This window comes from Bradyrhizobium sp. (assembly GCF_047605465.1).
Classification (GTDB): Bacteria; Pseudomonadota; Alphaproteobacteria; order Rhizobiales; family Xanthobacteraceae; genus Bradyrhizobium.
Genome location: NZ_JASGFS010000017.1, coordinates 78,220 through 99,392 on the forward strand (window position 1 = coordinate 78,220; position 21,173 = coordinate 99,392).

The window sequence follows — 21,173 nt, forward strand, 5'->3', positions numbered from 1 at the left end:
CCTAAGCGGCCGCCGATATCCCGGGCACCGTCTTGACGGCCTTGCGCGGCAGGGTGACGCGCACCACCGTGCCGACATCAAGCCGCGAGCGCAGCCGCATCGAGCCGCCGTGCAATTGCGCCAGCGAGCGGGCGATCGCAAGTCCCAGTCCCGAGCCGTGATAGGTCTTGGTCAGCTGGCTCTCGACCTGCTCGAAGGGACGGCCCAGCCGCGCCAGCGAATGCGGCGCGATCCCGATGCCGGTGTCGGCGATCATCAGCACGATCCTGTCCTCGAGCTGGCGGCTGCGGACCACGACGCGTCCGCCGTCGGGCGTGAACTTCACGGCGTTGGAGAGCAGGTTGACGATGATCTGCTTGGTGGCGCGCCGGTCGGCCACGACCGAGATCGACTTCTCGATGTCGGCATCGAGCGTCAGGTGCTTGTCCTGCGCCCGGCCGGTGACCACCCGCAGGGATTCGGCCAGCGTTCGCGACAGGTCGAGCTCTTCCATGTCGAGCTTCATGCGACCGGCCTCGATCTTGGACATGTCGAGGATGTCGTTGATGACTTCGAGCAGGTAGTGCCCGCTGGTCAGGATGTCCTCGCAATATTCCTGGTACTTTTCGGAGCCGAGTTCGCCGAACATGCCCGAGCCCATGATCTCGGAGAAGCCGATGATGGCGTTGAGCGGCGTGCGCAGCTCGTGGCTCATATTGGCGAGGAATTTCGACTTGGTCTGGTTGGCTTCCTCGGCGCGGGTCTTCTCGCGCTGGTACTTCTCGGCGAGGTCGGCGAGCTCGATGGTCTGACGCTCGAGCGCGGCCTGCGAGCGCTTGAGATCGATCACGGTGGCGCGGAGGCGCAGGTCGTTGTCGACCAGCTTCTGCTCGTGTTCCTTGATGCGGGTGATGTCGGTGCCGACCGAGACGTAGCCGCCGTCCTTGGTGCGGCGCTCGCTGATGTGCAGCCAGCTTCCGTCGTCGAGCTGCGCCTCGAAGGTGCGGGCGCCCGGGCCCTTGCTCGCGGTCTCGTTGTGGCGGGTGCGGACCTCCGGCATGCGGCCGACTTCGAGCACGGTCTCGTAGGACGTGCCGGGGATGACGGCGGTGTCGGGCAGCTTGTGCAGGCGCTGGAAGTGCGAGTTGCAGAGCACCAGGCGGTCGCTGGCGTCCCACAGCACGAAGGCCTCGGGAATGGTCTCGATCGCATCGCGCAGCCGCAGGTCGGCTTCGACGGTCTTTTCCGCGAGGCTCTTCTGCTCGGTGATGTCGACGGCGATGCCGATCAGATGGATTCCGGAATCGCTCGGCCCGCGCGTCCGCTCGCAGCGAACGCGGAGCCAGATCCAGTGGCCGTCGACATGCTGCATGCGGAAGGTCTGGTCGATGTGGTCGATCTTCTCGGAAATGAGCTGGTCGGCGATCTCGAACAGGTCGATGTCGTCGGACTTCACCAGGGCGTTGACCTCGCCGAAGGTGAGGAGCTCGTTGCGGCCGTCGAGGCCGAGCATGGAGAACATCGACTGCGACCAGAAGATCCGGCCGCGCGACAGGTCCCAGTCCCACAGGCCGCAGCGGCCGCGATTGAGGGCGGTGTCGATTCGGCCGCGCACGGCGTCGTTGATGAGATCGCCCTCACGGGCGCGGGTCGACTGCCAGTGGAAAGCGAAGCCGAGGATCAGGACGACGAAGCCGGTGGTCGCCGACAGCGTGACGGAGAGCGCCGCATCCGAGCCCCAGATCGGCTCGTTGCGCTCCTGGATCACGGTGACGAGGCCGGGAAACGATTTGATCGGCCGCGAGGTGGCCATCGCCGCGTTGCCGTCCGGCAGCGTCATGTCGGAAACGTTGGCATCGCGCGGCGGCGTTGCGAGCAGCTGTGCGGTGGTGATCGCATCGAGCAGGCCGTCATTGCCGGGCGGATCGCTGTCGATCGGGATGCGGGCGAGGATGTGGCGGTCGACGCCGGCCGACGTGACGAGCACGTGCCGGCCGGAGGCCATGCCCCAGGACGGGATGAGGTCGGGCAGCAATGCCGACAGCTGCTCGATGTTCTTCTGGTGCTCGAGCCGCGGCGAGGCGAGGCGATCGATGCGCTCGGCGAGCAGGTCGGCAAGGGCGGAGATGTCGCGCCGGATCACCAGCCGCTTCTGGCGCGTCTGGTCGACGACCTGAACGAACGCGCCGAGGCAGATCGTGATGAGAAAGGCGATGATGAGCGTGGGCACCGCGCGGCGCAGGGCCGGCTCGGCGATCAGAAGCCGGTGGTAGGCAGGTTTCGCGATCGACTGTGCCAATCCCTTGATCGAATCGGATTGGACACACGCGTTCGCCGCGTCTGCGCGCGCCATGCCTTCGGCCCCCTCAAAAACCTGCTGCCAACCTGGTTCGGAAGCGCCCCCAGAGTGCATTCCGAATCACACTGGATTTGAATCCAGTTTTCCCGGGCTGTCGAGAGTCAACGAATCGTTAACGCGAAATAATTCTTATCCAAAGGAGACTTTGCGAGTCCGAAACGAGAACGTATGGCGCTTCGCGCACGTTGCGTCACGCGCGCGGTGGTTCGGCGTGACTGATGACGCGCTTCACGCTCGGGAACGCGCGACGCAACGCGCGCTCGATCGCGTCGACGTGTTCATGGACCTTGATCACGCTCATCGACGGAATCGCGCGGCAGTGGAAGTTCACGATCTCGCCGGCGTCGGTGTTGCGCACGCGCACGTTATGGATGTCGTGGATCTCGCCGCCGGCGGCGGCGTACTCCGTCAGCGCAGCGGCGATGATTCGCACGCGTTCGGGTGCAGCGTCGACGCCGAACGGCAGTTCCGGTTCCAGCGGCTCGATATGGACGTCGACCTCGACGTCCTCGCCGAACTCCTCCTGGATGTTGCGCTCGAGCGTGTTGGCGACGTCGTGGGCTGCGTCGAGCTGCATCTCGGCGTCGACCTCGAGGTCGATGCTGACGATCAGCTTGGCGCCGAGGTCGTGCACGGTGATATGGTGGATGGCGAGGCCTGAATTGCGCGCGATCACCATGATGCGATCGCGGACGGTCTCGTTGTCGCGCGCGACGGGGACGGCGGTGAAGGTGAGGTCGGCATCGTCGAACGCGCCGGCGACGGCGGCCTGCGCCTTGCGCTTGATGTCCTCGACGCGGTCGATCGGGTAGGTGCGCGGCACTTTCGCGATGGCGTCGATGAAATACGTCGCCCCCACCATGCGCACCCGCAGCCGCTCGACGTCGAGCACGCCGGGCACGCCGCGGATCGCGTCGGTGGCCTTGTCCTGGGCGCCCTCGGGGGCGCGGTCGACCAGCGTCTGCACCGTCGAGCCGGCCATGCGCAGGCCGAGCAGCGCGATCATCACCGCGACGGCCGCAGCGGCCGCGGCGTCGCCCCACCAATAGCCGAGAGCGGCGAGGATCAGGCCCGCGATCACGGCGAACGAGCCCATGACGTCGGATGCGAAGTGCAGGGCGTCGGCGGCGAGCGCCTGGCTGCGGGTCGCACGCGCCGCCCGGTGCAGCGCCCGTGCGCGCCACAGATTGACGACGATGTCGATCACCAGCACGACGAACGGCACGGCGGAAATCGTCGGCGGCGGGGTTCCCTCGCGCAGGCGGCTGTAGGCCTCGACCAGGATGCCGCCGGCCAGGACATAGAGCAGGGCGGTCACGCCGAGCGCGGAGATGCTCTCCAGCTTGCCGTGACCGTAATGATGCTCGTCATCCGCCGGCTTGTCCGAGACCCGCACCACCGCCCAGGTGATGATGGTCGCGACCAGATCGACGGAGGAGTGCAGGGCTTCGGAGATCAGCGCGAGCGAGCCGATCGCGATGCCGACCGCGAACTTGGCCGCCGCCATGCCGCCGCTGGCGAAGATCGAGATCGCCGCGACCGATGTCTTGCTGTGCTGGGCTGTCATGGCGGGGGATTTAGCAGCCCATGGGCGAACATCAAGCGACGATCCACAGCGTTAGTCGCGATTGATTTGCAGGAGCAACCTGTTGCGAATGCTTCCGAATTGAATCGCGGCAATCTCCGGCCCGACGATTGGTCGGCGCGTGCCGGGTCGGCAAAGCCGCACCGCCGTGCCCGCTATTCTTCCGGGCATTCTTCCGTGCGCGGGCGCACTTTGGGCACGCCTGCGCTTTGCCCGCCTTACGAGATCGGCTCCGTCGGGCCCGGCCATGATGCGGGGAGAGAGGCGGCTTGCCGCTCCCGCCCCACAGCGTTGCTCACAACGTCACGACGATCTTGCCGAGATGCTTGTTCGCTTCCATGTGCTCGAACGCCTTGTCGATGTCGGCGAACGAAAACACCTTGTCGATCGGCAACTGCAGCTTTCGCGACTCGACCGCGCCCCAGATGTCCTTGCGGACCTCCGCGAAGATCTCGCGGACCTCCTCGATGGTGCGGGTACGGAAGGTGACGCCGACATAGTCGATGCGACGGGCCGCGTGCAGGTCGAAGTTGAAATCGGCATGGGTGCCGCCGAGCCGGCCGACATTGACGATGCGGCCCTTGATCCGGGTCGCGGCGAGGTTCTGGTTGGCGACCTTGCCGGAGACCTGGTCGACGATGAGATCGACGCCTTCGCCGCCGGTCGCCCCGAGCACCTCCTCCACCCATTTGGGATCGGACGAGTCGACCGCGAGGTCGGCGCCGTACTCCTTCAGCCGTCCGCGCCGGGAGGCGTCGGTCGAAGAGCCGATGACGAGTTTCGCGCCCTTGAGCTTCGCGATCTGCATGGCCATCAGGCCGACGCCGGAGCTCGCGCCCTGGATCAGGACGCTCTGGCCGGGCTGCACGCCGCCGACGGTGACGACGGCGTTGTGCATGGTCGTGAGCGCGACAGTCAGGGTGGCCGCTTCCTCGAAGTTCATGTTCGAGGGGGCATGGAACAGACGGCCGTGGTCGGCCAGCGTGTACTCCGCAAACGCGGCGCTGCCCGAACCCATGACGCGATCGCCGACCTTGACGCCTTTGGCATCAGGCCCGAGCTCGGCGACTTCGCCGGCCCATTCCATGCCGAGCACGGTGCCGACGCCGCCGGCCGCGCCATGGGCGTGGCCCTTGCGCATGCCGGTGTCGGCACGGTTGAGCCCGCAGGCGCGGACGCGAACCAGCACCTGCGTGCCTTTAGGTTTTGGTTGAGCGGCGTCCGAAATCGTAGCGCCATCAGGGCCGTAGACGTAAGCCTTCATGAATTACTCTCGCTTCTTGCAGTGATTATTCCGCGGCCTGCGCGCTCGGATGAACGATCATGCCCTCGAGCCGGCTTCTGATGATGGCCTCGGCCTCTCGCACGATGCGGGAGACCAGTTCGGCGCAGCTCGGAATGTCCTGGATCAGGCCCTGGACCTGGCCGGCCGACCAGATGCCCTCGTCGGAATCGCCGGTGGCATAGACCATCTTGCCACGGGCGCCCGCGACGAGTTCGCGGATGTCCTCGAACCTGGCGCCTTCCTTCTCCATCGCCACGACCTTGGTCGAGATGGCGTTCTTGGCGACGCGGGAGGTATTGCGCATGGTGCGGAAGATCAGCTCGGTCTCGCGCTCGTCATTGGCGACGATCTTCTCCTTGATGAGCTGGTGGATCGGGCTCTCTTTGGTCGCCATGAAGCGCGTGCCCATGTTGATGCCGTCGGCGCCCAGCGCCAGCGCGGCGACAAGACCGCGCGCATCGGCAAAGCCGCCGGAGGCGATCATCGGGATCTTGATCTTGTTGGCCGCGGCCGGGATCAGGATCAGGCCGGGAGTGTCGTCCTCGCCGGGATGGCCGGCGCATTCGAAGCCGTCGATCGAGATGGCGTCGACCCCCATGCGCTCGGCCGAGAGGGCATGGCGGACGCTGGTGCATTTGTGGACGACCTTGACGCCGTGCTTCCTGAACTCGTCGACATGCTCCTGCGGCTTGTTGCCGGCGGTCTCGACCACCTTGATGCCGCTCTCGATGATGGCGGCACGGTATTCGGCATAAGGCGGCGGCTTGATCGCGGGCAGGATGGTGAGGTTGACGCCAAAGGGCTTGTCGGTGAGATCGCGGCAGCGTGCGATCTCCCTGGTCAGGTCCTCGGGCGTCGGCTGGGTCAATGCCGTGATGAAGCCGAGCGCGCCGGCATTGGCCACGGCCGCGACCAGCTCGGCGCGCCCGACCCACTGCATGCCGCCCTGGACGATCGGGTGCTCGACGCCGACGAGCCTGGTGAACCGTGTCTGCAGCATGATCTGTTTCCCCCGCCTAGGTGGCGCTCTGTTGTCGATTGATGGCCGGAGGATGCCGCCGGGGTCGGGAAATGTCTATCAGCGCGGGCGTGCGGTGAGGGCGGGGTGGCATGCGGGGAGCGAGGGGATTCCGTGAGGCGGATAATCGGCGGCTTGCGGCGATTGCGTGACGGCGGCCACGGCGCGCTTCGACAACGCTGAGCGGGATCATGGGCGCTGACCTTCGCGGGATGGCGTTGGAGATGGTTTGGCTTTGAGGCACACCTTCGCCCTCTCGCGGTGCGTTCCACCCGAGGTCTGCCGGATCGCATCACCCTCATGAACAAGGGCGCAGGAAAGGCCGGGCGCGGCTGGCGCCCGCAGGTCCGTGCGCGAAGGAATGCACACGGGGTGGACCACAGGTCAGCCAATCGCCCGGCCTTCCCTGCGCAATGGTTTACGGCGTACTTCGCGCTCTCCCCGGGGAGCGATGCACTATTGCCCCCGTCGCCCTGCGGATGGCTGATGCGCGCGCCCGGTCGGGCGGCGGACATCACCACAGGACTTGACGCACAGACTCCGGGCGTCAGGACCACACGACTTGACCGTCCGCGCACGTCCTCGCTGGGACTTCGGGAGCTGGCGTGTGCTCACGCCCGAAGCCATGCGAAGACGCTGTCGGCGCCGTGTCGTCGGCGCGATGGCCATCGCTCACGGCAAGGCCGCCCTGCGATACTTGTCACGCCCGACGCCGTCGCGTCCATTGCTGCCCAGCCCGCGGTTCGTGACGATCGCGATCCGCCCCTTGTCTCGGGCCCGGGTGCCGTTTGTCTACGATAAATCCGAATTTCGGTAAAGAGGAATATTTGCGGAGGTGAGGATTGACAGCAGGGGCGGCCGATCTGGTTGGGGTGTTTTGCCCGACGGGGCGGGTGGCAAGTGCGCTCAGGGCTCGTGCCCCGGCTTGGCCGCAGGGCTATCGCGTAGGAGAGGTGGCGGAAGCCCGCCTGCGGCCATCCTTCGAGACGCTCGCCTCCGGCGGGCCTCAGGATGCGGTCGCGTTTCGCGGCGAGACATCGAACCTTGATGGTGAGGAGCCCGCCGAAGCGAGCTTAGCGGACGATGCCTCGCATCGCCGCGCGAACGATGCGGGCCGAGCCTTCTCGACAGTCATATACAAAAGCCCAGGCCTTGACTGAGGCACGCAGTGCGCTGCGGCCTCGGCGTATCGCCGCGCTGGAATGCTGGATCGGCCGCCTTTCGCGGCAATCGCGGCGAGTACAGCGCGGACCGCTACTCCGCGGACAGCCGCACCACTTGTCGGCCGCCGTTCATTTCCTTGAGGCGGTTGACGAAGTTCTCCGGGCGCTGCCAGCGATAGGGGACCCGCAGTCCCATGAACTCCGCGATGTCGCCGATGAAGCCGGTGCAGTTGGTGGTCTCGGCGTTCCAGACCGGCGAACTCGCCTGCAGCCTCTTGATGTAGGCGAACACGCGCTTGGCGTCGGCTTCGTTCAAATAGACGCGATAGCTCGCGGTCAGGTATTCCGGATCGAGATCGCCGTAGCTCGCGCCGGTTTCGGACGGGACCCAGGTCAGATGACCGAGCACGTAGGCCCAGGTGTCTCCGGCGGGCGTCAGTCCGGCAACTTCGACGGCACGCTCGCTGGTCTTGCCGTACCAGACGAAGGCGTGCCCCCAGCTCGCGGCGGTTCGGGCCCGGAAGTCGACGTAATAGGGGCCCTTCTCCGCACGCGCGACGGGGCGCCGCGTCGACGGCGCGGCCGGTCGCGATGAGGTATCGGCCGAGACAAGCGCATTTGCATCGGCAATGCGCTTGTTCGTTTCGTGGGCCGAGGCGGAGGCAATCGTCCATGCGGTCATGGCCGCAAGCGCGAACCCCGCCAGTGCGCGGGATCCCGATCGGTCAGTTCTGTCTGTCACGCTTTGCCCCTCGACTGTCGGCGACCCTGGTTCTGCGGAGCGCCTCAGTAGCGCGCCGCGACCGGGCCGGGCGCCTTGCCGATCGGGGCCTTTCCAACCGGGCTCTTGCCAATCGGCATCTTCCCGATCGGGGCCTGCTCGGCCGGATAGACGGGCACGGGCTGGCGGCGCGGCAGATCCGCAGCGTTCGCAGCCGTCACCAGAGCAAGCGTAGCACCCACAACAAATACAATCTTCTTCACAGTCTCACCCCTGAAGGTTTGGTCCAAACACGGCAGTGCCGTGCCCCCAGACACGCCCCACAGATGGGCGGCGGAATGCGTCCACAGTACGGCGGCCGCGGGACATGTTGGCGGCATATGTCGGGCGCTCTGCAGAGTGATGTTTCGCGATATTTCGCCGCGAAATCCCGGCAATTTGCGACAGGTATCCTCACCCAATCCGGTTCAGGCTGCCCCGGATCGTCGAGAAGATCCCGCCGATGTCCTTGCGCAGCGCGTCGAGCGCGTTGAAATTGTCGAAGATGCGGGCAAGCCGGTCCTCGACTTCGCGCTTGCTGCTCGTCAGCGCATCGACGCGCGCGGCGAGAGTGACGCCGCCATTGGTCTCGATCTCGCTGACGGTCCTGGCAAGGAGGTCGCGAGTGGTGTCGACATCGGCGATCAGGGCGTCGATGCCGAACACGGGGGCCTTGAGCGGGACGAGGTCGGCCTGCGACTTCGACAGCTCGGCCTTGAAGGAATTCAGCGTCGCCAGCGTCTCCTGCAAGCCGCCGAGACGGCGGCGCGACTGGATGACAAAATCGTTCAGAGCGTTCTGGCGGTCGACCAGCGTTCTGCCGTCGGCATCGGTCTCGACATCGGCGAGCGCGCGTTCGAGCTGGGCCTGACGATGACCGAGCTCCTCGAAATCGAGCCGGATCGTCTTCAGGATGTTGAAGCTGTCGTCGATCCGGGCAAGGCGCTGCTCGATCTCGATCTTGTTGTTCGAGAGCGTCTCGACGCGGGTGCCGAGCGGCGCCTCGCCGCCGGACTCGAGCTCGTCGATGGTCTTGGCGAGACGGTCATGGCTGAGGCTGAGTTCGCCGATCAGCGCATTGATGCCGGCCTCGGGTGAGCGCAGCGGCGCCAGCTCGGCGTGCGATTTCGCCAGATCCTCCTTGTGCTGGTTCAGGGTGGTGAAGGTGTCCTGCACCGCATTGACCCGCGACAGCAGGACCCCTACGTCGCGCGCGATATCCTTCAGGCGGTCGGCGAGGTTGTTCTTGCGATCGTCGGTCTCGAGGTCCAGCAACGATCGCTCGAGCTGGTTCTGGCGGTCGCGGATCTCGGTGAAGACCGGCTCGACCGCCCGTCGCTGCTCGGCGACCTTGCCGACCATGTCGCGCAGCCCCTGCTGGCGGCGGCGGATCTCGGCGAGCTGGTCGTGCATGTCGGTGGATTCGTTGCGACCCTGCTGAAGCAACGCGCGCTGCTCGGTCTCGCCCAGCTTCTCGTGGAGCGCGGAGACCGCCTCGCGGGGATCGCTCTCGATCAGATGCTGGACGGTCGCATCGAGATGGTTTTGCAGGGCATGGGCGACGACCACGTCCTCACGCGTCCGCTTGAGGCGATCGCGCAGCTTGTCGAGGCGCCGGTCCTGGCGCGAGAGCCGCCAGGCGGAGGCGCCGACAAGCGCCAGCCCACCCACGACGATCGCACCGCTGGCAACGCGTTGCGGCACGGACAGGCCCGCAAACAGGGCGGGCAGGTGGCCGATGTCAAAACCAAACGCCTGCTGAGCGAGGATCGCGACGGCGGCCAGCAGGGCAAACCAGGCAAACAGGAAAAGCAGCCACATCGTGAATTCCTCACGCCGGCACAATATCGCCATAGTTGCTATTGGAGAGCGGAACCGAGATCAAGGGGCGTCCGGTGTGCCGGATGCGTTCAACCGCGCGATCCACCGATGATGACGCCGGCCGGCTGACGGATGACGTTGCGTGGGGTGCCGGGTTTTCCCGAAGTCGGCGTAACCGACAGTCGTCATTGCGGGCGGCGCGAAAGCGTCGAGCCCGGGAGTCCACGCCTGCGGCACTGCCGTTCGAGGGGCCCGAGATGCACGGCTGCGCAGCTCAGGCCTCGCCTCGGTGTGTCGCGGGACGAGCGTCGCTGCGCTAGGCGGCTTGCGGCGTGGTGTTGGTCGCCTCGTCGACGGCGGCCGCGATGTCACGCATGCTGATGACGGAGACGAGGCTGTAATTGTCGATCACCGGCAGGTGCCGGATGTGGTGCCGGTTCATCAGATGGCGGACGTGCGCGATCGTGTCGGTCGAGGTGCAGGAGACGAGTTGCTGCACCGAGATGAGCTGCGAAACTTTCACGTTGACCGCGTTGGTGCCGTGTTCGGCGACGGCGCGCACCACGTCGCGCTCTGTGAACATGCCGACCGCGGTGTTGCCTTCCGAGCGGACCACGTCCTTGACCACCAATGCGCTGATGTTGTTGGCGCGCATCAGCTTGGCGGCAATGCTCACCGTCTCGTTCATTCGCACCGTGACAACGCGCGGCGTCTTCTTGCGCAGAATGTCTCCGACCAGCATGGCGACCTCCCTGGGTGAATGATGGAGTGAGATTGGTATACATTATACCAATTGTCAAGCGCTGGTTCGGGCGATCCCGAAAATCTTGCGGCAGGGATGCTGACATTTGTTTGTCGGCCAACAAAAAAGGGGCGCAGCGCTGCGTCCCTCTTTTCGGCTGATCCAAACGTGACTGGTCGCTACGCCGTCTCGGTCTTGGCGCTGCCGGTCGCGGTGTTCGCGCGTTCGGCTTCATTGCCGAGGATGAAGGAGCGACGGAGCGGCTTGATCACGAACAGCGCCATCAGCGCGGCGGTCGCGTTCAGGGCCACCGCGACCACGAACACGGCCTTCCAGCCATAGGAGGCCGAGATCACGCTCGCGAGCGGGACGAGGAGGGAGGCGGTGCCCTTCGCGGTGTAGAGCATGCCGTTGTTGGTCGTTGCGTATTTCGAGCCGAAGGTGTCGCCGCAGGTCGCGGGGAATAGCGAGTAAATCTCGCCGAACACGCCGAAATAGACCGCCGTCGCGAGCACGAACACGATCGGAACGTGTCCATAGGCCGACAGTGTCAGCAGCATCAATGCCGCCGTGCCGAACGCGATGAACATGGTGTGTTCGCGCCCGATCGTGTCGGAGATCCAGCCGAAGAAGGGCCGGCCGAAGCCGTCGAAGATGCGGTCGAGCGAGATCGCGAAGGTCAGCGCCGCCATCTGGAATCCGGCGAGAGCGACGGGCGTGTTGGCGATCTTGAAGTCGTGGGCGATCGGCGCGATCTGCGCCGCGGTCATCAGGCCGCCGGAGGCGACCATGACGAAGACGAGATACATCACCCAGAAAATAGGGCTGCGCAGGACCTGCGGAGGCGTGAAGTCGATCTTGGTCTGCGGCAGGTTGAGCTGCTTCTTCTTCGGCGGGATCGAGATCCGCGGCGGCTGAATGAAGAAGGCGAGCACGAACACGATCAGGCCTTGGCCGATCCCGAAGGTCAGGAACGCGTGCTGGTAGCCGCTCGATGCGATCATGCTGGCGATCGGCACGACGGTGAGGGCGGCACCCGCGCCGAAGCCCGCGGCCGTTGCGCCGGCGGCAAGGCCGCGGCGGTCCGGAAACCATTTCAGCGCGTTGCCGACGCAGGTGCCGTACACCGCGCCGGCGCCCATGCCGCCGATGACCGCCGCCGCATAGAGCACGGGAAGGCTGTCGGCGTAGGAGTTGAGCACCCAGGACAGCGCGATCATCACGCCGCCGAACATGATGACGAGGCGCGGACCGTATTTATCGACGAACCAGGCCTCGATCGGCACCAGCCAGGTCTCGGTGACGACGAAGATGGTGAAAGCGAGCTGGATCGCGGCGCGTCCCCAATGATGCGCCGCATCGATTGGATCCACGAACAGCGTCCAGCCATATTGAAGGTTGGCGATCATCGCCATGCAGACGATGCCCATGGCGAGCTGGAACCAACGGAAACCGGTTCGAAGGGGCGCAGCGGTGACGGCGCCGTCCGTGCTGGAAATCATCAACAACCTCCCAACGCGCCTGTCTTGTCGCGACACCGGCAGCCAAGGTGACCTGATGTCGCAAATATTGTGGCTTATCGTCGCAAGCGCAGTGGGCAAATTGGTATACCATATTCCAGAATGCAAGCCCTATCTTCGAGCGCAATGAGGGAAAAACGCACGGCCCGGTTCGGATTCCGTGAAGCGAGGGGGCTTCGCATAAAACGAAAACGCCCGGCCGTCGGGCCGGGCGTCACGTGCGAGAGGGAGGTGGTGGAGGCTGTCAGGCGGCCGACTTCGCGACCACCGTCTTGCGCCAGGGTTTCAGCACCAGGAGCGCGAGCAGCGAGGCCAGGATGTTGGCGCCGGCCGCGATGATGAACACGGCGTCCCAATGGCCGGAACTCTGCTGCACGTAGTTCGCGAGCGGCACCAGCAGCGCGGCGGTGCCCTTGGCGGTGTAGAGCAGGCCGGCATTGGTGGTCGCGAATTTCGCGCCGAACGTGTCCGTGCAGGTCGAGGGAAACAGCGAGTAGATCTCGCCCCAGGCGAAGAACACGAAGCCCGACAGGATCACGAACCAGATCGGATCGTGGCCCCAGAGATAGAGCATCCAGATGCCGAAGCCTTCCATGCCGAAGGCGATGAACATGGTGTTCTCGCGGCCGATCATGTCGGAGATCCAGCCGAAGAACGGACGCGTCAGGCCGTTGAGCACGCGGTCGATCGTCGCCGCGAACGTCACCGCCGTCATGGTCATGCCGATCAGCGTGACCGGAATGGCATCGACCTTCCAGTCGACCGCGATCGGCTTGAGGTTCGCGGTCACCATCAGGCCGCCGGCGCCGACGATCACGAACATGAAGTACATCAGCCAGAAGATCGGCTGGCGCAGCACTTCGGTCGGCTGGTAGTTGCGACGGGTCTGGAGCAGCGCCGCGTTCGCCACCACGCTCGGCACCTGGCCGGGTTTCGGCGCGAGCAGGAAGAAGGCGAGGATGCAGATGATGATGCCCTGGCCGAGGCCGAAATAGAGGAACGTGGCCTGGAAACCGCTGTCCTTGATCATGGCCTGGATCGGGGCGACGGTGAGTGCCGATCCTGCGCCGAAGCCTGCCGCCGTGATGCCCGCGGCAAGACCGCGCTTGTCCGGAAACCATTTCAGCGCGTTGCCGACGCAGGTGCCGTAAACACCACCCGCGCCGATGCCCGCGACGATCATGCCGAGGTAGTAACCGTTGAGCGTCGTGGCCTGCGCGTTGATCGCCCAGCCGATCGCGCACAGCACGCCGCCGATCAGCACGACGAGACGCGGGCCGTATTTATCGACGAACCATCCTTCGACCGGCACCAGCCAGGTCTCGAACAAGACAAACAGGGTGAAGGCCCACTGGATCGAGGCGCGATCCCAACCGAACTTCTTCTGGATGTCGGGGACGAAGAACGTCCAGCCATATTGGTAATTGGCGATCATCACCATGGCCGCTACACCGATCGCCAGTTGCGTCCAGCGATACGTGTCGCTGACGCGCGCGGCTGTAGGGGCCGTTGCCTGCACCATGTCCGTCATAAAGCCTCCCGTCGCGCTTCTCTTTTTTATGCGAGCGCTGGGGCGGCATTCTTGTATTCAATATGCCAAGGTTCAAGCGCCGGTCCGGTCACCGTGCGCAAATGTCGCAGAACCTTCGCGGGCTGCGGCGTGACTCGGGACGCACAAATAGAAATGGCCCCGTCGTGCGGGGCCATTCATCAATAGTCGCATGTTGATGGTTGCGATCTGCGCGGCAGGCCGCGCCAGGCGAGACGCCGTGCGCTTACAGACCGAAGCGGGGAAGGTCGCCGTTGCGATTGGAAATCTCCGCGCTCGTCATCAGGAGACGGTCGACCGCGGCCATGAAGCGGGCGAACAGCGAGGCCGAAGGGGCGAGCGCGACGGAAGCGGTCTTGGACATCGGTAATCCCTTTTCTGAGACGGTCAGTATTGCTGTCTCATTTCGAAGGGCAAGGTATGTATACCAGATGCCAAATACAATTGACTTGTTTGCATGGCAGCATGCGTTCTGTCGCATTGCAGCATGGCGATGTCGGCGCCGGATCCGGTGCAATGCAGGCAAATGGCCGCGAAAGAGGGCGTCTGGAGCCAAAAAAGCCCTCCCGAGCGGGCGAGAAGCGGGCGCTAACCTCGACCTTGGCTCAACCGGGCGGGTCTTGGCACGGCAGTGCAAAGCCGTTAGTGGTCTGCCCCCTTTTTCCATCAACTGTCAGAGTGGTTCATGTCGAGCGCCTCGCCCGCCGTCTCGATCGGCATCGATTTTGGAACCAGCAACACGGTCGTGGCGCTCGCGGCGGACGACCGCCGGGTCGAAGCCATCCGCTTCGATCACGGCGGACAGCGGCATAGCGTCTACGTCTCGGCCCTGTGCTTCTGGGAAGACCGGCCGGGCGCCGGGGCCCAGGCCGAAGGCGGCCCCTGGGCGATCGAGCAGTTTCTCGAAGGACGTCACGTCTATCGGTTCCTGCAGTCGTTCAAGACCTTTGCCGCGAGCAGCAGCTTCAACACCACCCAGGTGTTCCGGCAGCGCTATAAGTTCGAGGACATCCTGGCCGCGTTCCTCCGCACGCTGGCGCGCCATGGCGGCGACAGATTCGGCTTCGAGACCTCGACCATCACGGTGGGCCGTCCCGTTCGCTTCGCCGGCGGCAATCCCGACGAGGACCTGGCGATGCAGCGCTACCGGGCCGCGTTCGAGCGCCTTGGTGCCGGGCATGCGCGCTATGTCTACGAGCCCGTCGGAGCCGCCTTCTCCTTCGCCCGGCGGCTGGAGCGGGACGCCACCGTGCTGGTCGCGGATTTCGGCGGCGGCACCAGCGATTTCTCGGTGATGCGCTTCTCGCGCTCGGGCGGCAATCTGCGCGCCGAGCCGCTCGGCCATGCCGGTATCGGGATCGCGGGCGACACGTTCGACTATCGCATCGTCGACCACGTCGTCTCGCCGCGGCTGGGCAAGGGTTCGAGCTTCCGCTCGTTCGACAAGGTCCTGCCGATCCCGAGCGGCCATTACACCAACCTCGCGCGCTGGCATCAGCTCGCGATGATGAAGAGCAACGGCGACCTGCGCGAACTGCGGGAGCTTGCGCGCACCGCGCTGAAGCCGTCCCAGCTCGAGGATTTCATCACCATCGTCGATCTCGATCTCGGCTTTTCGCTGTACCGCGCGGTGTCCGACGCCAAGGTCGCGCTGTCCGGGCAGGATCAGGTCGACTTCCGCTTCAAGGGCGGCGGGGTCGATATCGGCTCGACCATCACGCGGAAGAATTTCGAAGCCTGGATCGCCGACGACATCGCCCGGCTCGGCGCCACCGTCGACAAGGTGCTGGCCGAAGCCGGCATCACCGCGCGCGAGGTGGAGAAGGTGTTCCTGACCGGCGGCACGTCGTTCGTGCCCGCCGTCCGGCGGCTGTTCGCCGACCGCTTCGGCAACGAACGGCTGATGTCGGGCGACCAGTTCGAGTCGATCGCCTACGGCCTCGCGCTGATCGGGCACAGCCCCGATCCGGACCGCTGGACCGCGGCCGGGGGAGTCACGTCGAAGGCGGGCGCGTAGCCATCGTTCGCGATGGGTCGAACTTCGCCGTTTTCCGCCATTGCGAGCGTCGCGAAGCAATCCAGGATCGTTCCGCGGAGGGACGCTGGAGTGCTTCGCCGCGCGCGCAACGACGAGGTGGCGAGATCGGCGCAGTCGATCGGGCAGATCAACCCGCGAAGTGCGATAACGGCTACTGCTTGATCTCGGGCTCGACGAGCTTTGCCAGGTTGCGCAGCGATTCCTGCCAGCCGAGATAGCAGGCCTCGGGCGGGATGACGTCGGGAATGCCGGCCTGCGTGACGTCCAGCTCGGTGCCGACCGAGACCTTCTTCAATGTCACCGTCACCTGGATTTCGCCGGGCAGGTTGGGATCGTCGAACTTGTCGGTGTAGCGGAGCCGTTCGCCGGGAACGAGCTCGAGATATTCGCCGCCGAATGCGTGGCTGTGGCCCGTCGTGAAATTGCGGAAGGACATCTTGAAGGTGCCGCCGACCTTGGGTTCGAGGTGGTCGACGGTGCAGGTGAAACCATTCGGCGGAAGCCATTTCGCCAGCGCGTCCGCTTCCAGGAAGGCGCGGTAGATCTTCTCCGGGCTGGTCGTCAGAACGCGGTGCAGGCGTACGGTGCTGGGCATGCTCGTTAATCCCTGTAAACTGGTGGCCATGATGCCGGCATACGGGTCTATGCCGATCCATGCCCCGAGGACGAACGAGGCATTGTCGATCCGACACGGCCTCTGCGATTTTCCTGGCGCATCTTGTTGAGAACAGGGCCGACGGCTCGGGACCCCGTCCGCCTAGGACGCCGGCACGTCCTGCGGCGTCATCGTGAACGCGATCCTGTAACGGCCGATGGCCGGATCGTCCATGGCGCCGGCACCGCGAAGCGCCGATGACGAGAGCTGGTCGCCGATGACTCGCTCGACCACGTCAGGATCGTAACCGCAGAGCAGCACGATCCAGTCGGCCGCGCCGTCCTTGCCGCGGATCTGCTGCTCCGTGGTGGGCACGCTGGTCTTGGGCGTGTCGGTCAGCAGGAGGTGGGCGCCGGTCAGTCCCGGCAGCGATGCCAGCGCGCCGAGCGTCCGCTCAAGATGCGTCTGCAACGCGGCCTCGCGCCCGGTCTCCGGCGAAAGCCGGAAGGTGGCGAGAGCCGCCGCCACGCCGCCGCCGAAGCTCGCGGCAACCCGGCACTGGCTGCGGACCATGCCGAGATGATGCGGCATCATCTTGGTCGACCATGGCGTGGGCGCGTTGAGCCGATCGAGGTATCCCTTCGACGTGAGCACCTCATATTCTTCCAGCTCGTAGAGCACGAAGAATCCTTCGGCGCTTGCGGCGTCGGTCCAGCGCGATCCGCGCCGGAACCCCGGAATGCTCATGCGCTCCGGAAAATGCTCGTGCGAATGCCAGTCGCCGAACTCCGCGCGCTGCTCGGAGCGGACATTCCACCACATCGCGACGGCGGCCTTGCCCAACAATGCCATGCTGACCTCAATCTTCCTTCGGCAGTTTGCTCAGAGTAGCGCCGTCGAGAACCACGGAACCGCCGCGACCAGCACCAACGCCAGCATCAGTACGGCCAGGTAGCGCCAGACGTGCGACGCGGCCGCGTTCGGTGCCACCCGACCGATCGCGCAGGCGGCGTAAAACCCGACGCCGAAGGGCGGTGCGAACAGGCCGATGCTCATGGCGATCACCACGACCATCGCGTAGTGCACGCCGTCGATGCCGAAACTGTGCGAGACCGGCAGCAGCAGCGGCGCGAACAGCAGGATCGCCGGGATGCCCTCGAGGATGTTGCCGAGCAGCACGAACACGACGATGGTGATGGCGAGGAAGCCGTAGCGGCCGCCGGCGATCTCCTGCATCGTCGCGGTCAGGCCCGACGAGAAGCCGGATTGCGTCAGCGCCCAGGCCATTCCGTTGGCGGCGCCGATCACGAACAGGATCGAGGCCGACAGCGCCGCGGTTTCGACCAGCAGCGGATAACAGCGCCGCCACCGGAACGGACGATAGATCGTGATGCCGGCCAGCAGCGTGTAGACGATGCCGATGGTCGAGACCTCGGTCGCAGTCGCGACGCCCTCGACGACCGCGGTGCGGATCACGAAGGGCAGGATCAATGCGGGCAGCGCCAGGGCGAAGGCTTTCACCAGCACGCCCTTCTCGCGCGGCGCCGCTTGCACGGGACGGTCGTTGCGCGAGCGGAAGAAGACGAGGAGCGCCAGCGCCGCTGCCAGAACCAGCGCCGGAATCAGGCCGGCCGTGAACAAGCTCGCGATCGAGATGCCGGTGACCGAGCCAAGCGTGATCAGCACGAGGCTCGGCGGGATCGTATCGGCCATGGCGGCGGATGCCGCGAGCAGGGCGACGAGATCGCCATCGTTGGCTCCGCGGCGCTTCATCTCGGGAAACAGGCCGGGGGCGACGGCGGCCATGTCGGCGGCCTTGGAGCCTGAAATGCCGGAGATCAGGATCATCGCCGCGAGAAGCACGTAGTACATGCCGCCGCGCACCGAGCCGAGCAGCAGCGACAGCAGCGCGATCATGGCGCGCGCCAACCCGGCCAGCTCGATCAGGAGGCCGAGGAAGATGAACATGGGGATCGCGAGCAGCAGCGGTTGCGACATGCCCTGATCGAGCCGGTTGACGACGAGGCTGAGCGGGACATGCGTCATCAGGCCGAGATAGGCGACGGTCGCGATCGCGAACGCGAATGCGATGGGAATGCCGACGGCGATCGAGACGGCGACCAGAACCACGAAGAAGACGATGAGGTTGAGATTGCCGATCGCAAGCAGGAATGGCGATGCAAGGATCAGCCCGGCGCCGACGATGCCAGCGATCGCGAAGGCAATGAGGGCGTGGGGAAGCCGGGTTCTCCTGAGAAATTGCACGGTCGTGACGGCCAGCATGAGCGCCAGGCCAACGGCGATGCCGAGCACGCGCCAGCTCGAGGGAACGCCGAGATTGGGCATGGTCGCGAAGGATTCGTCCTCGACGTAGTCGAAGGCCGGCCGCAACAGCAGGACCAGCGTGACGCCGATCGCCGTCAGCACGAGCGCCTGCACCGTCGCGCGCACCTGCGGGCCGGCGCGCTCGGCCAGTGCCGCAAAGCACATGTGTTCGCCGCGGCGCAGGGCGACCACCGCGCCGAGCATGCTGAGCCACAGGAAGATCGCGCCGGCGAGTTCGTCGGACCAGACGATGGGGCTGTGAAAGGCGTAGCGTGCGACGACGCCCGCAAACAGCAGCCCGGTCTCGGCGACGAGCAGCGCGGCCGCGATGCCCTCGACCGCTGTCCCGATCATGCGTTCCACCCGGTCGGCGAGGGCGACCGGGTGACAGCGCGCGTTTTCGATCAGGTCCGACACCGCTTATCCGAGACTGCTGCCGGCGGCGTCTTCGAGCAGGGCAAAGGCCTGATCGCCGAAAGCCTTGCGTACGTCGGCATAGTATCCCGCCGTCTTCAATTTGGAGCGGAAGGAGGCCGCGTCGCTGTCGTTGAACTGGATCCCGCCCTTGGTCATGGTGTCGCGGAAGCTCTGGTCAAGATCGGCGAGGTCCTTGCGCTGCGCGCGTCCGGCGTCGTTCAGCCGGGTCTCGACGATCTCCTGGAGGTTCGCGGGCAGGCTCTTCCAGACCCGGCCGTTGAACAGAACCCAATTGCCCTGCCAGATGTGGTTGCTGAGCGAGCAGTATTTCTGCACCTCGTAGAATTTCGAGGTGACGATCAAGCCGAGCGGATTTTCCTGCGCGTCGACGACCTTGGTCTGGAGCGCCGGATAGACCTCGTTGAACTGGATGCTGGTCGGCGCGGCGCCGAGGGCCTTGAACAGGCCGGTATAGGCGGCGGCCCCGGGGACTCGGATCTTGAGCCCGCTGACGTCATCGACGGTCTTGATCGGCTTCACCGACGTCGTGATCTCCCGGAAGCCGAGATCCCAGACGGTGCGGGTGGCGTAGAGATTGGCGCTCATCAGTGCGCTGCGGATGTAATCGCCGAGCTTGCCGTCGACCGCGGGCCACACCTTCGAGGCGTCGCTGAAGGCAAATCCGGTCCCGTCGAGCGCGGCAGCGGGAACCACGCTGGAGACGACGAGACCGCCGATGACGTAGCCTTCGACCGCGCCGGCGCGAACCTGGTTCAGAAGATCGACCTCGCCGCCGAGTTGTCCGTTCGGGAAGATGCGCAGCTCGACCTTGCCGTCGGTGTCCTTCCTGATCTTGTCCGCCGCTTCCTGGAGCCGAAGATTGGTCGGGTGCGTGGCGGCAAGGGGATGCGCGATCTTGAAGTTGAACTCGGCGGCATGCGCGCGGCGGACGAACGGCGCCGTCACCAGCGGCATGGCCGCGAGCGCGGTGAGCACTTGTCTGCGTTGAACCAGTGTCTTCCTCATGGCCGTCAATCCTCTCCCTCGCTGTTCTCTCGCTGTTGGCCGCCCCAGGCGACATCCGGCCATTAACAACGGTGAATGGGGGAATCCACATTTTTTGTTTATCTTTCAAATTTTGAAAGATAAGGTCGAAAATCGGATTGAAGGAGGAACTCGGCCCATGAGCGGCTCGATGGAGAAAGCGCTGGCCATCCTCGAATATCTGGCCGTGCGCCCGAACGGTGCTTCGCTGGCCGCGATCTCGACCGATCTCAACCAGATCCGCAGCGGCTGTCACCGCACGCTCAACGAGCTCATCAAATACGGCTATGTGCGCGCCATGCCGCAGCGCGGCGATTACGCGCTGACGACGAAACTCGCCTCGATGGGGATGAGCTTTCTCAGCAAGTCGGGCATCATCGACATCGCCCAGCCCGTGATGAACCGGCTCGCGCGCGAAACCGAAGAGCTGGTGCGCCTCGCCATTCTCGACGGCGATCGCCTGACATTGGTCGCGAAAGCACAAGGCGCGAAGGTCGGACTGCTCTACGACCCTGACATGGGAATCGACCTGCGCCTGTCATGCAGCGCCGCAGGACACGCCTGGCTCGCGACATTGTCCGACGAGGAGGCGACGGCCGCCGTGATGCGGCAGGGACTTGGCGAGCCCGTCCATCATGGTCCGCATGCGCCGACGACCGTGAAAGGATTGCTGAAGATGCTCGCCGAGCATCGCAAGCGCGGCTTCAGCATGATCAACGACGTCTACGCGCCGGGCATGAGTTCGATGGCCGCCGTGATCAAGCGCAAGGGCGAGCCCGCGACCGGTGCCGTCATCGTCGCCGGGCCGTCGTCGCGATTCACCGAGGCGCAGATGCTCAAATTCGGGCCGAGGCTGCTGCGGATTGCCGACGAGCTCGCGCTGGTGGGAAGCGCGTCGCCGCTGCTGAACGCCGGCAATGTCGGCACCTGGGGCAACAGGGCGTGATGGATGGCGACTGCCTGAAAGCGAAGA

At 65.4% G+C, this 21,173-nt stretch carries 17 protein-coding genes; 2 read left to right on the plus strand and 15 right to left on the minus strand.

What is annotated here, in order from left to right; translation table 11 throughout:
• Nucleotide 1 precedes the first annotated feature (1 nt).
• The 11 genes from QM712_RS16195 to QM712_RS16245 all read right to left on the minus strand — a co-directional run bounded on the left by QM712_RS16195 (nt 2) and on the right by QM712_RS16245 (nt 14,145).
• The gene (locus QM712_RS16195) at nt 2-2,332 is read right to left on the minus strand and encodes a PAS domain-containing sensor histidine kinase (RefSeq protein ID WP_415024115.1); all 2,331 of its coding nucleotides are present in this window, start codon (nt 2,330-2,332) and stop codon (nt 2-4) included.
• Nucleotides 2,333-2,528: 196 nt separating this feature from the next.
• Nucleotides 2,529-3,905, minus strand: a complete 1,377-nt coding sequence (locus QM712_RS16200) for a cation-efflux pump (RefSeq protein ID WP_415024116.1) — start codon at nt 3,903-3,905, stop codon at nt 2,529-2,531.
• A 313-nt stretch (nt 3,906-4,218) separates the two neighbouring features.
• On the minus strand, nt 4,219-5,187 hold the full coding sequence (locus tag QM712_RS16205; protein ID WP_415024117.1) for a zinc-binding dehydrogenase: 969 nt from the start codon (nt 5,185-5,187) through the stop codon (nt 4,219-4,221).
• A gap of 25 nt (nt 5,188-5,212) precedes the next feature.
• Nucleotides 5,213-6,208 (minus strand): NAD(P)H-dependent flavin oxidoreductase, encoded by a 996-nt coding sequence (locus QM712_RS16210; RefSeq protein WP_415024118.1) that lies wholly within the window; start codon nt 6,206-6,208, stop codon nt 5,213-5,215.
• 1,272 nt (nt 6,209-7,480) lie between these two features.
• Nucleotides 7,481-8,131, minus strand: a complete 651-nt coding sequence (locus QM712_RS16215; RefSeq protein WP_415024119.1) for a hypothetical protein — start codon at nt 8,129-8,131, stop codon at nt 7,481-7,483.
• 44 nt (nt 8,132-8,175) lie between these two features.
• Nucleotides 8,176-8,373: a hypothetical protein gene (locus QM712_RS16220; protein ID WP_415024120.1), complete on the minus strand. Its 198-nt coding sequence runs from the start codon at nt 8,371-8,373 to the stop codon at nt 8,176-8,178.
• Between the two features lie 190 nt (nt 8,374-8,563).
• Nucleotides 8,564-9,970, minus strand: coding sequence for a hypothetical protein (locus QM712_RS16225; RefSeq protein ID WP_415024121.1), 1,407 nt, complete (start codon nt 9,968-9,970; stop codon nt 8,564-8,566).
• A gap of 316 nt (nt 9,971-10,286) precedes the next feature.
• Nucleotides 10,287-10,712 carry a CBS domain-containing protein gene (locus tag QM712_RS16230; protein WP_415024122.1) on the minus strand — a complete coding sequence of 142 codons (426 nt, stop codon included), beginning with the start codon at nt 10,710-10,712 and terminating at the stop codon, nt 10,287-10,289.
• A gap of 179 nt (nt 10,713-10,891) precedes the next feature.
• On the minus strand, nt 10,892-12,214 hold the full coding sequence (gene oxlT / locus QM712_RS16235; protein ID WP_415024123.1) for an oxalate/formate MFS antiporter: 1,323 nt from the start codon (nt 12,212-12,214) through the stop codon (nt 10,892-10,894).
• Nucleotides 12,215-12,476: 262 nt separating this feature from the next.
• A complete protein-coding gene (gene oxlT / locus QM712_RS16240; RefSeq protein WP_415024124.1) occupies nt 12,477-13,763 on the minus strand; it encodes an oxalate/formate MFS antiporter in 1,287 nt (428 codons plus the stop codon).
• 244 nt (nt 13,764-14,007) lie between these two features.
• Nucleotides 14,008-14,145, minus strand: a complete 138-nt coding sequence (locus QM712_RS16245) for a hypothetical protein (RefSeq protein ID WP_415024125.1) — start codon at nt 14,143-14,145, stop codon at nt 14,008-14,010.
• 321 nt (nt 14,146-14,466) lie between these two features.
• Between QM712_RS16245 and QM712_RS16250 the strand changes: the two genes are divergently transcribed.
• On the plus strand, nt 14,467-15,798 hold the full coding sequence (locus QM712_RS16250) for an Hsp70 family protein (protein ID WP_415024126.1): 1,332 nt from the start codon (nt 14,467-14,469) through the stop codon (nt 15,796-15,798).
• 172 nt (nt 15,799-15,970) lie between these two features.
• Here QM712_RS16250 and QM712_RS16255 read toward each other — a convergent pair whose 3' ends face one another.
• From QM712_RS16255 to QM712_RS16270, 4 genes are all read right to left on the minus strand, one after another.
• Nucleotides 15,971-16,414: an SRPBCC family protein gene (locus QM712_RS16255; RefSeq protein ID WP_415024127.1), complete on the minus strand. Its 444-nt coding sequence runs from the start codon at nt 16,412-16,414 to the stop codon at nt 15,971-15,973.
• Between the two features lie 162 nt (nt 16,415-16,576).
• Complete coding sequence (locus QM712_RS16260) at nt 16,577-17,266, minus strand: hypothetical protein (RefSeq protein WP_415024128.1); 690 nt, start codon at nt 17,264-17,266, stop codon at nt 16,577-16,579.
• 30 nt (nt 17,267-17,296) lie between these two features.
• On the minus strand, nt 17,297-19,156 hold the full coding sequence (locus QM712_RS16265) for a TRAP transporter large permease subunit (RefSeq protein ID WP_415024129.1): 1,860 nt from the start codon (nt 19,154-19,156) through the stop codon (nt 17,297-17,299).
• Between the two features lie 3 nt (nt 19,157-19,159).
• Nucleotides 19,160-20,182 carry a TRAP transporter substrate-binding protein gene (locus tag QM712_RS16270; protein ID WP_415024130.1) on the minus strand — a complete coding sequence of 341 codons (1,023 nt, stop codon included), beginning with the start codon at nt 20,180-20,182 and terminating at the stop codon, nt 19,160-19,162.
• 157 nt (nt 20,183-20,339) lie between these two features.
• On the opposite strand from QM712_RS16270, the gene QM712_RS16275 reads away from it, so the two are divergent.
• A complete protein-coding gene (locus QM712_RS16275) occupies nt 20,340-21,146 on the plus strand; it encodes an IclR family transcriptional regulator (protein WP_415024131.1) in 807 nt (268 codons plus the stop codon).
• Nucleotides 21,147-21,173 lie beyond the last annotated feature (27 nt).

Excerpts from the sequence above, each read along its gene's own strand:
- QM712_RS16195 (WP_415024115.1), bottom strand. The coding sequence starts at position 2,332 with ATGGCGCGCGCAGACGCGGCGAACGCGTGTGTCCAATCCGATTCGATC.
- QM712_RS16200 (WP_415024116.1), bottom strand. The coding sequence starts at position 3,905 with ATGACAGCCCAGCACAGCAAGACATCGGTCGCGGCGATCTCGATCTTC.
- QM712_RS16205 (WP_415024117.1), bottom strand. The coding sequence starts at position 5,187 with ATGAAGGCTTACGTCTACGGCCCTGATGGCGCTACGATTTCGGACGCC.
- QM712_RS16210 (WP_415024118.1), bottom strand. The coding sequence starts at position 6,208 with ATGCTGCAGACACGGTTCACCAGGCTCGTCGGCGTCGAGCACCCGATC.
- QM712_RS16225 (WP_415024121.1), bottom strand. The coding sequence starts at position 9,970 with ATGTGGCTGCTTTTCCTGTTTGCCTGGTTTGCCCTGCTGGCCGCCGTC.
- QM712_RS16230 (WP_415024122.1), bottom strand. The coding sequence starts at position 10,712 with ATGCTGGTCGGAGACATTCTGCGCAAGAAGACGCCGCGCGTTGTCACG.
- oxlT (WP_415024123.1), bottom strand. The coding sequence starts at position 12,214 with ATGATTTCCAGCACGGACGGCGCCGTCACCGCTGCGCCCCTTCGAACC.
- oxlT (WP_415024124.1), bottom strand. The coding sequence starts at position 13,763 with ATGACGGACATGGTGCAGGCAACGGCCCCTACAGCCGCGCGCGTCAGC.
- QM712_RS16245 (WP_415024125.1), bottom strand. The coding sequence starts at position 14,145 with ATGTCCAAGACCGCTTCCGTCGCGCTCGCCCCTTCGGCCTCGCTGTTC.
- QM712_RS16250 (WP_415024126.1), top strand. The coding sequence starts at position 14,467 with ATGTCGAGCGCCTCGCCCGCCGTCTCGATCGGCATCGATTTTGGAACC.
- QM712_RS16255 (WP_415024127.1), bottom strand. The coding sequence starts at position 16,414 with ATGCCCAGCACCGTACGCCTGCACCGCGTTCTGACGACCAGCCCGGAG.
- QM712_RS16260 (WP_415024128.1), bottom strand. The coding sequence starts at position 17,266 with ATGGCATTGTTGGGCAAGGCCGCCGTCGCGATGTGGTGGAATGTCCGC.
- QM712_RS16270 (WP_415024130.1), bottom strand. The coding sequence starts at position 20,182 with ATGAGGAAGACACTGGTTCAACGCAGACAAGTGCTCACCGCGCTCGCG.
- QM712_RS16275 (WP_415024131.1), top strand. The coding sequence starts at position 20,340 with ATGAGCGGCTCGATGGAGAAAGCGCTGGCCATCCTCGAATATCTGGCC.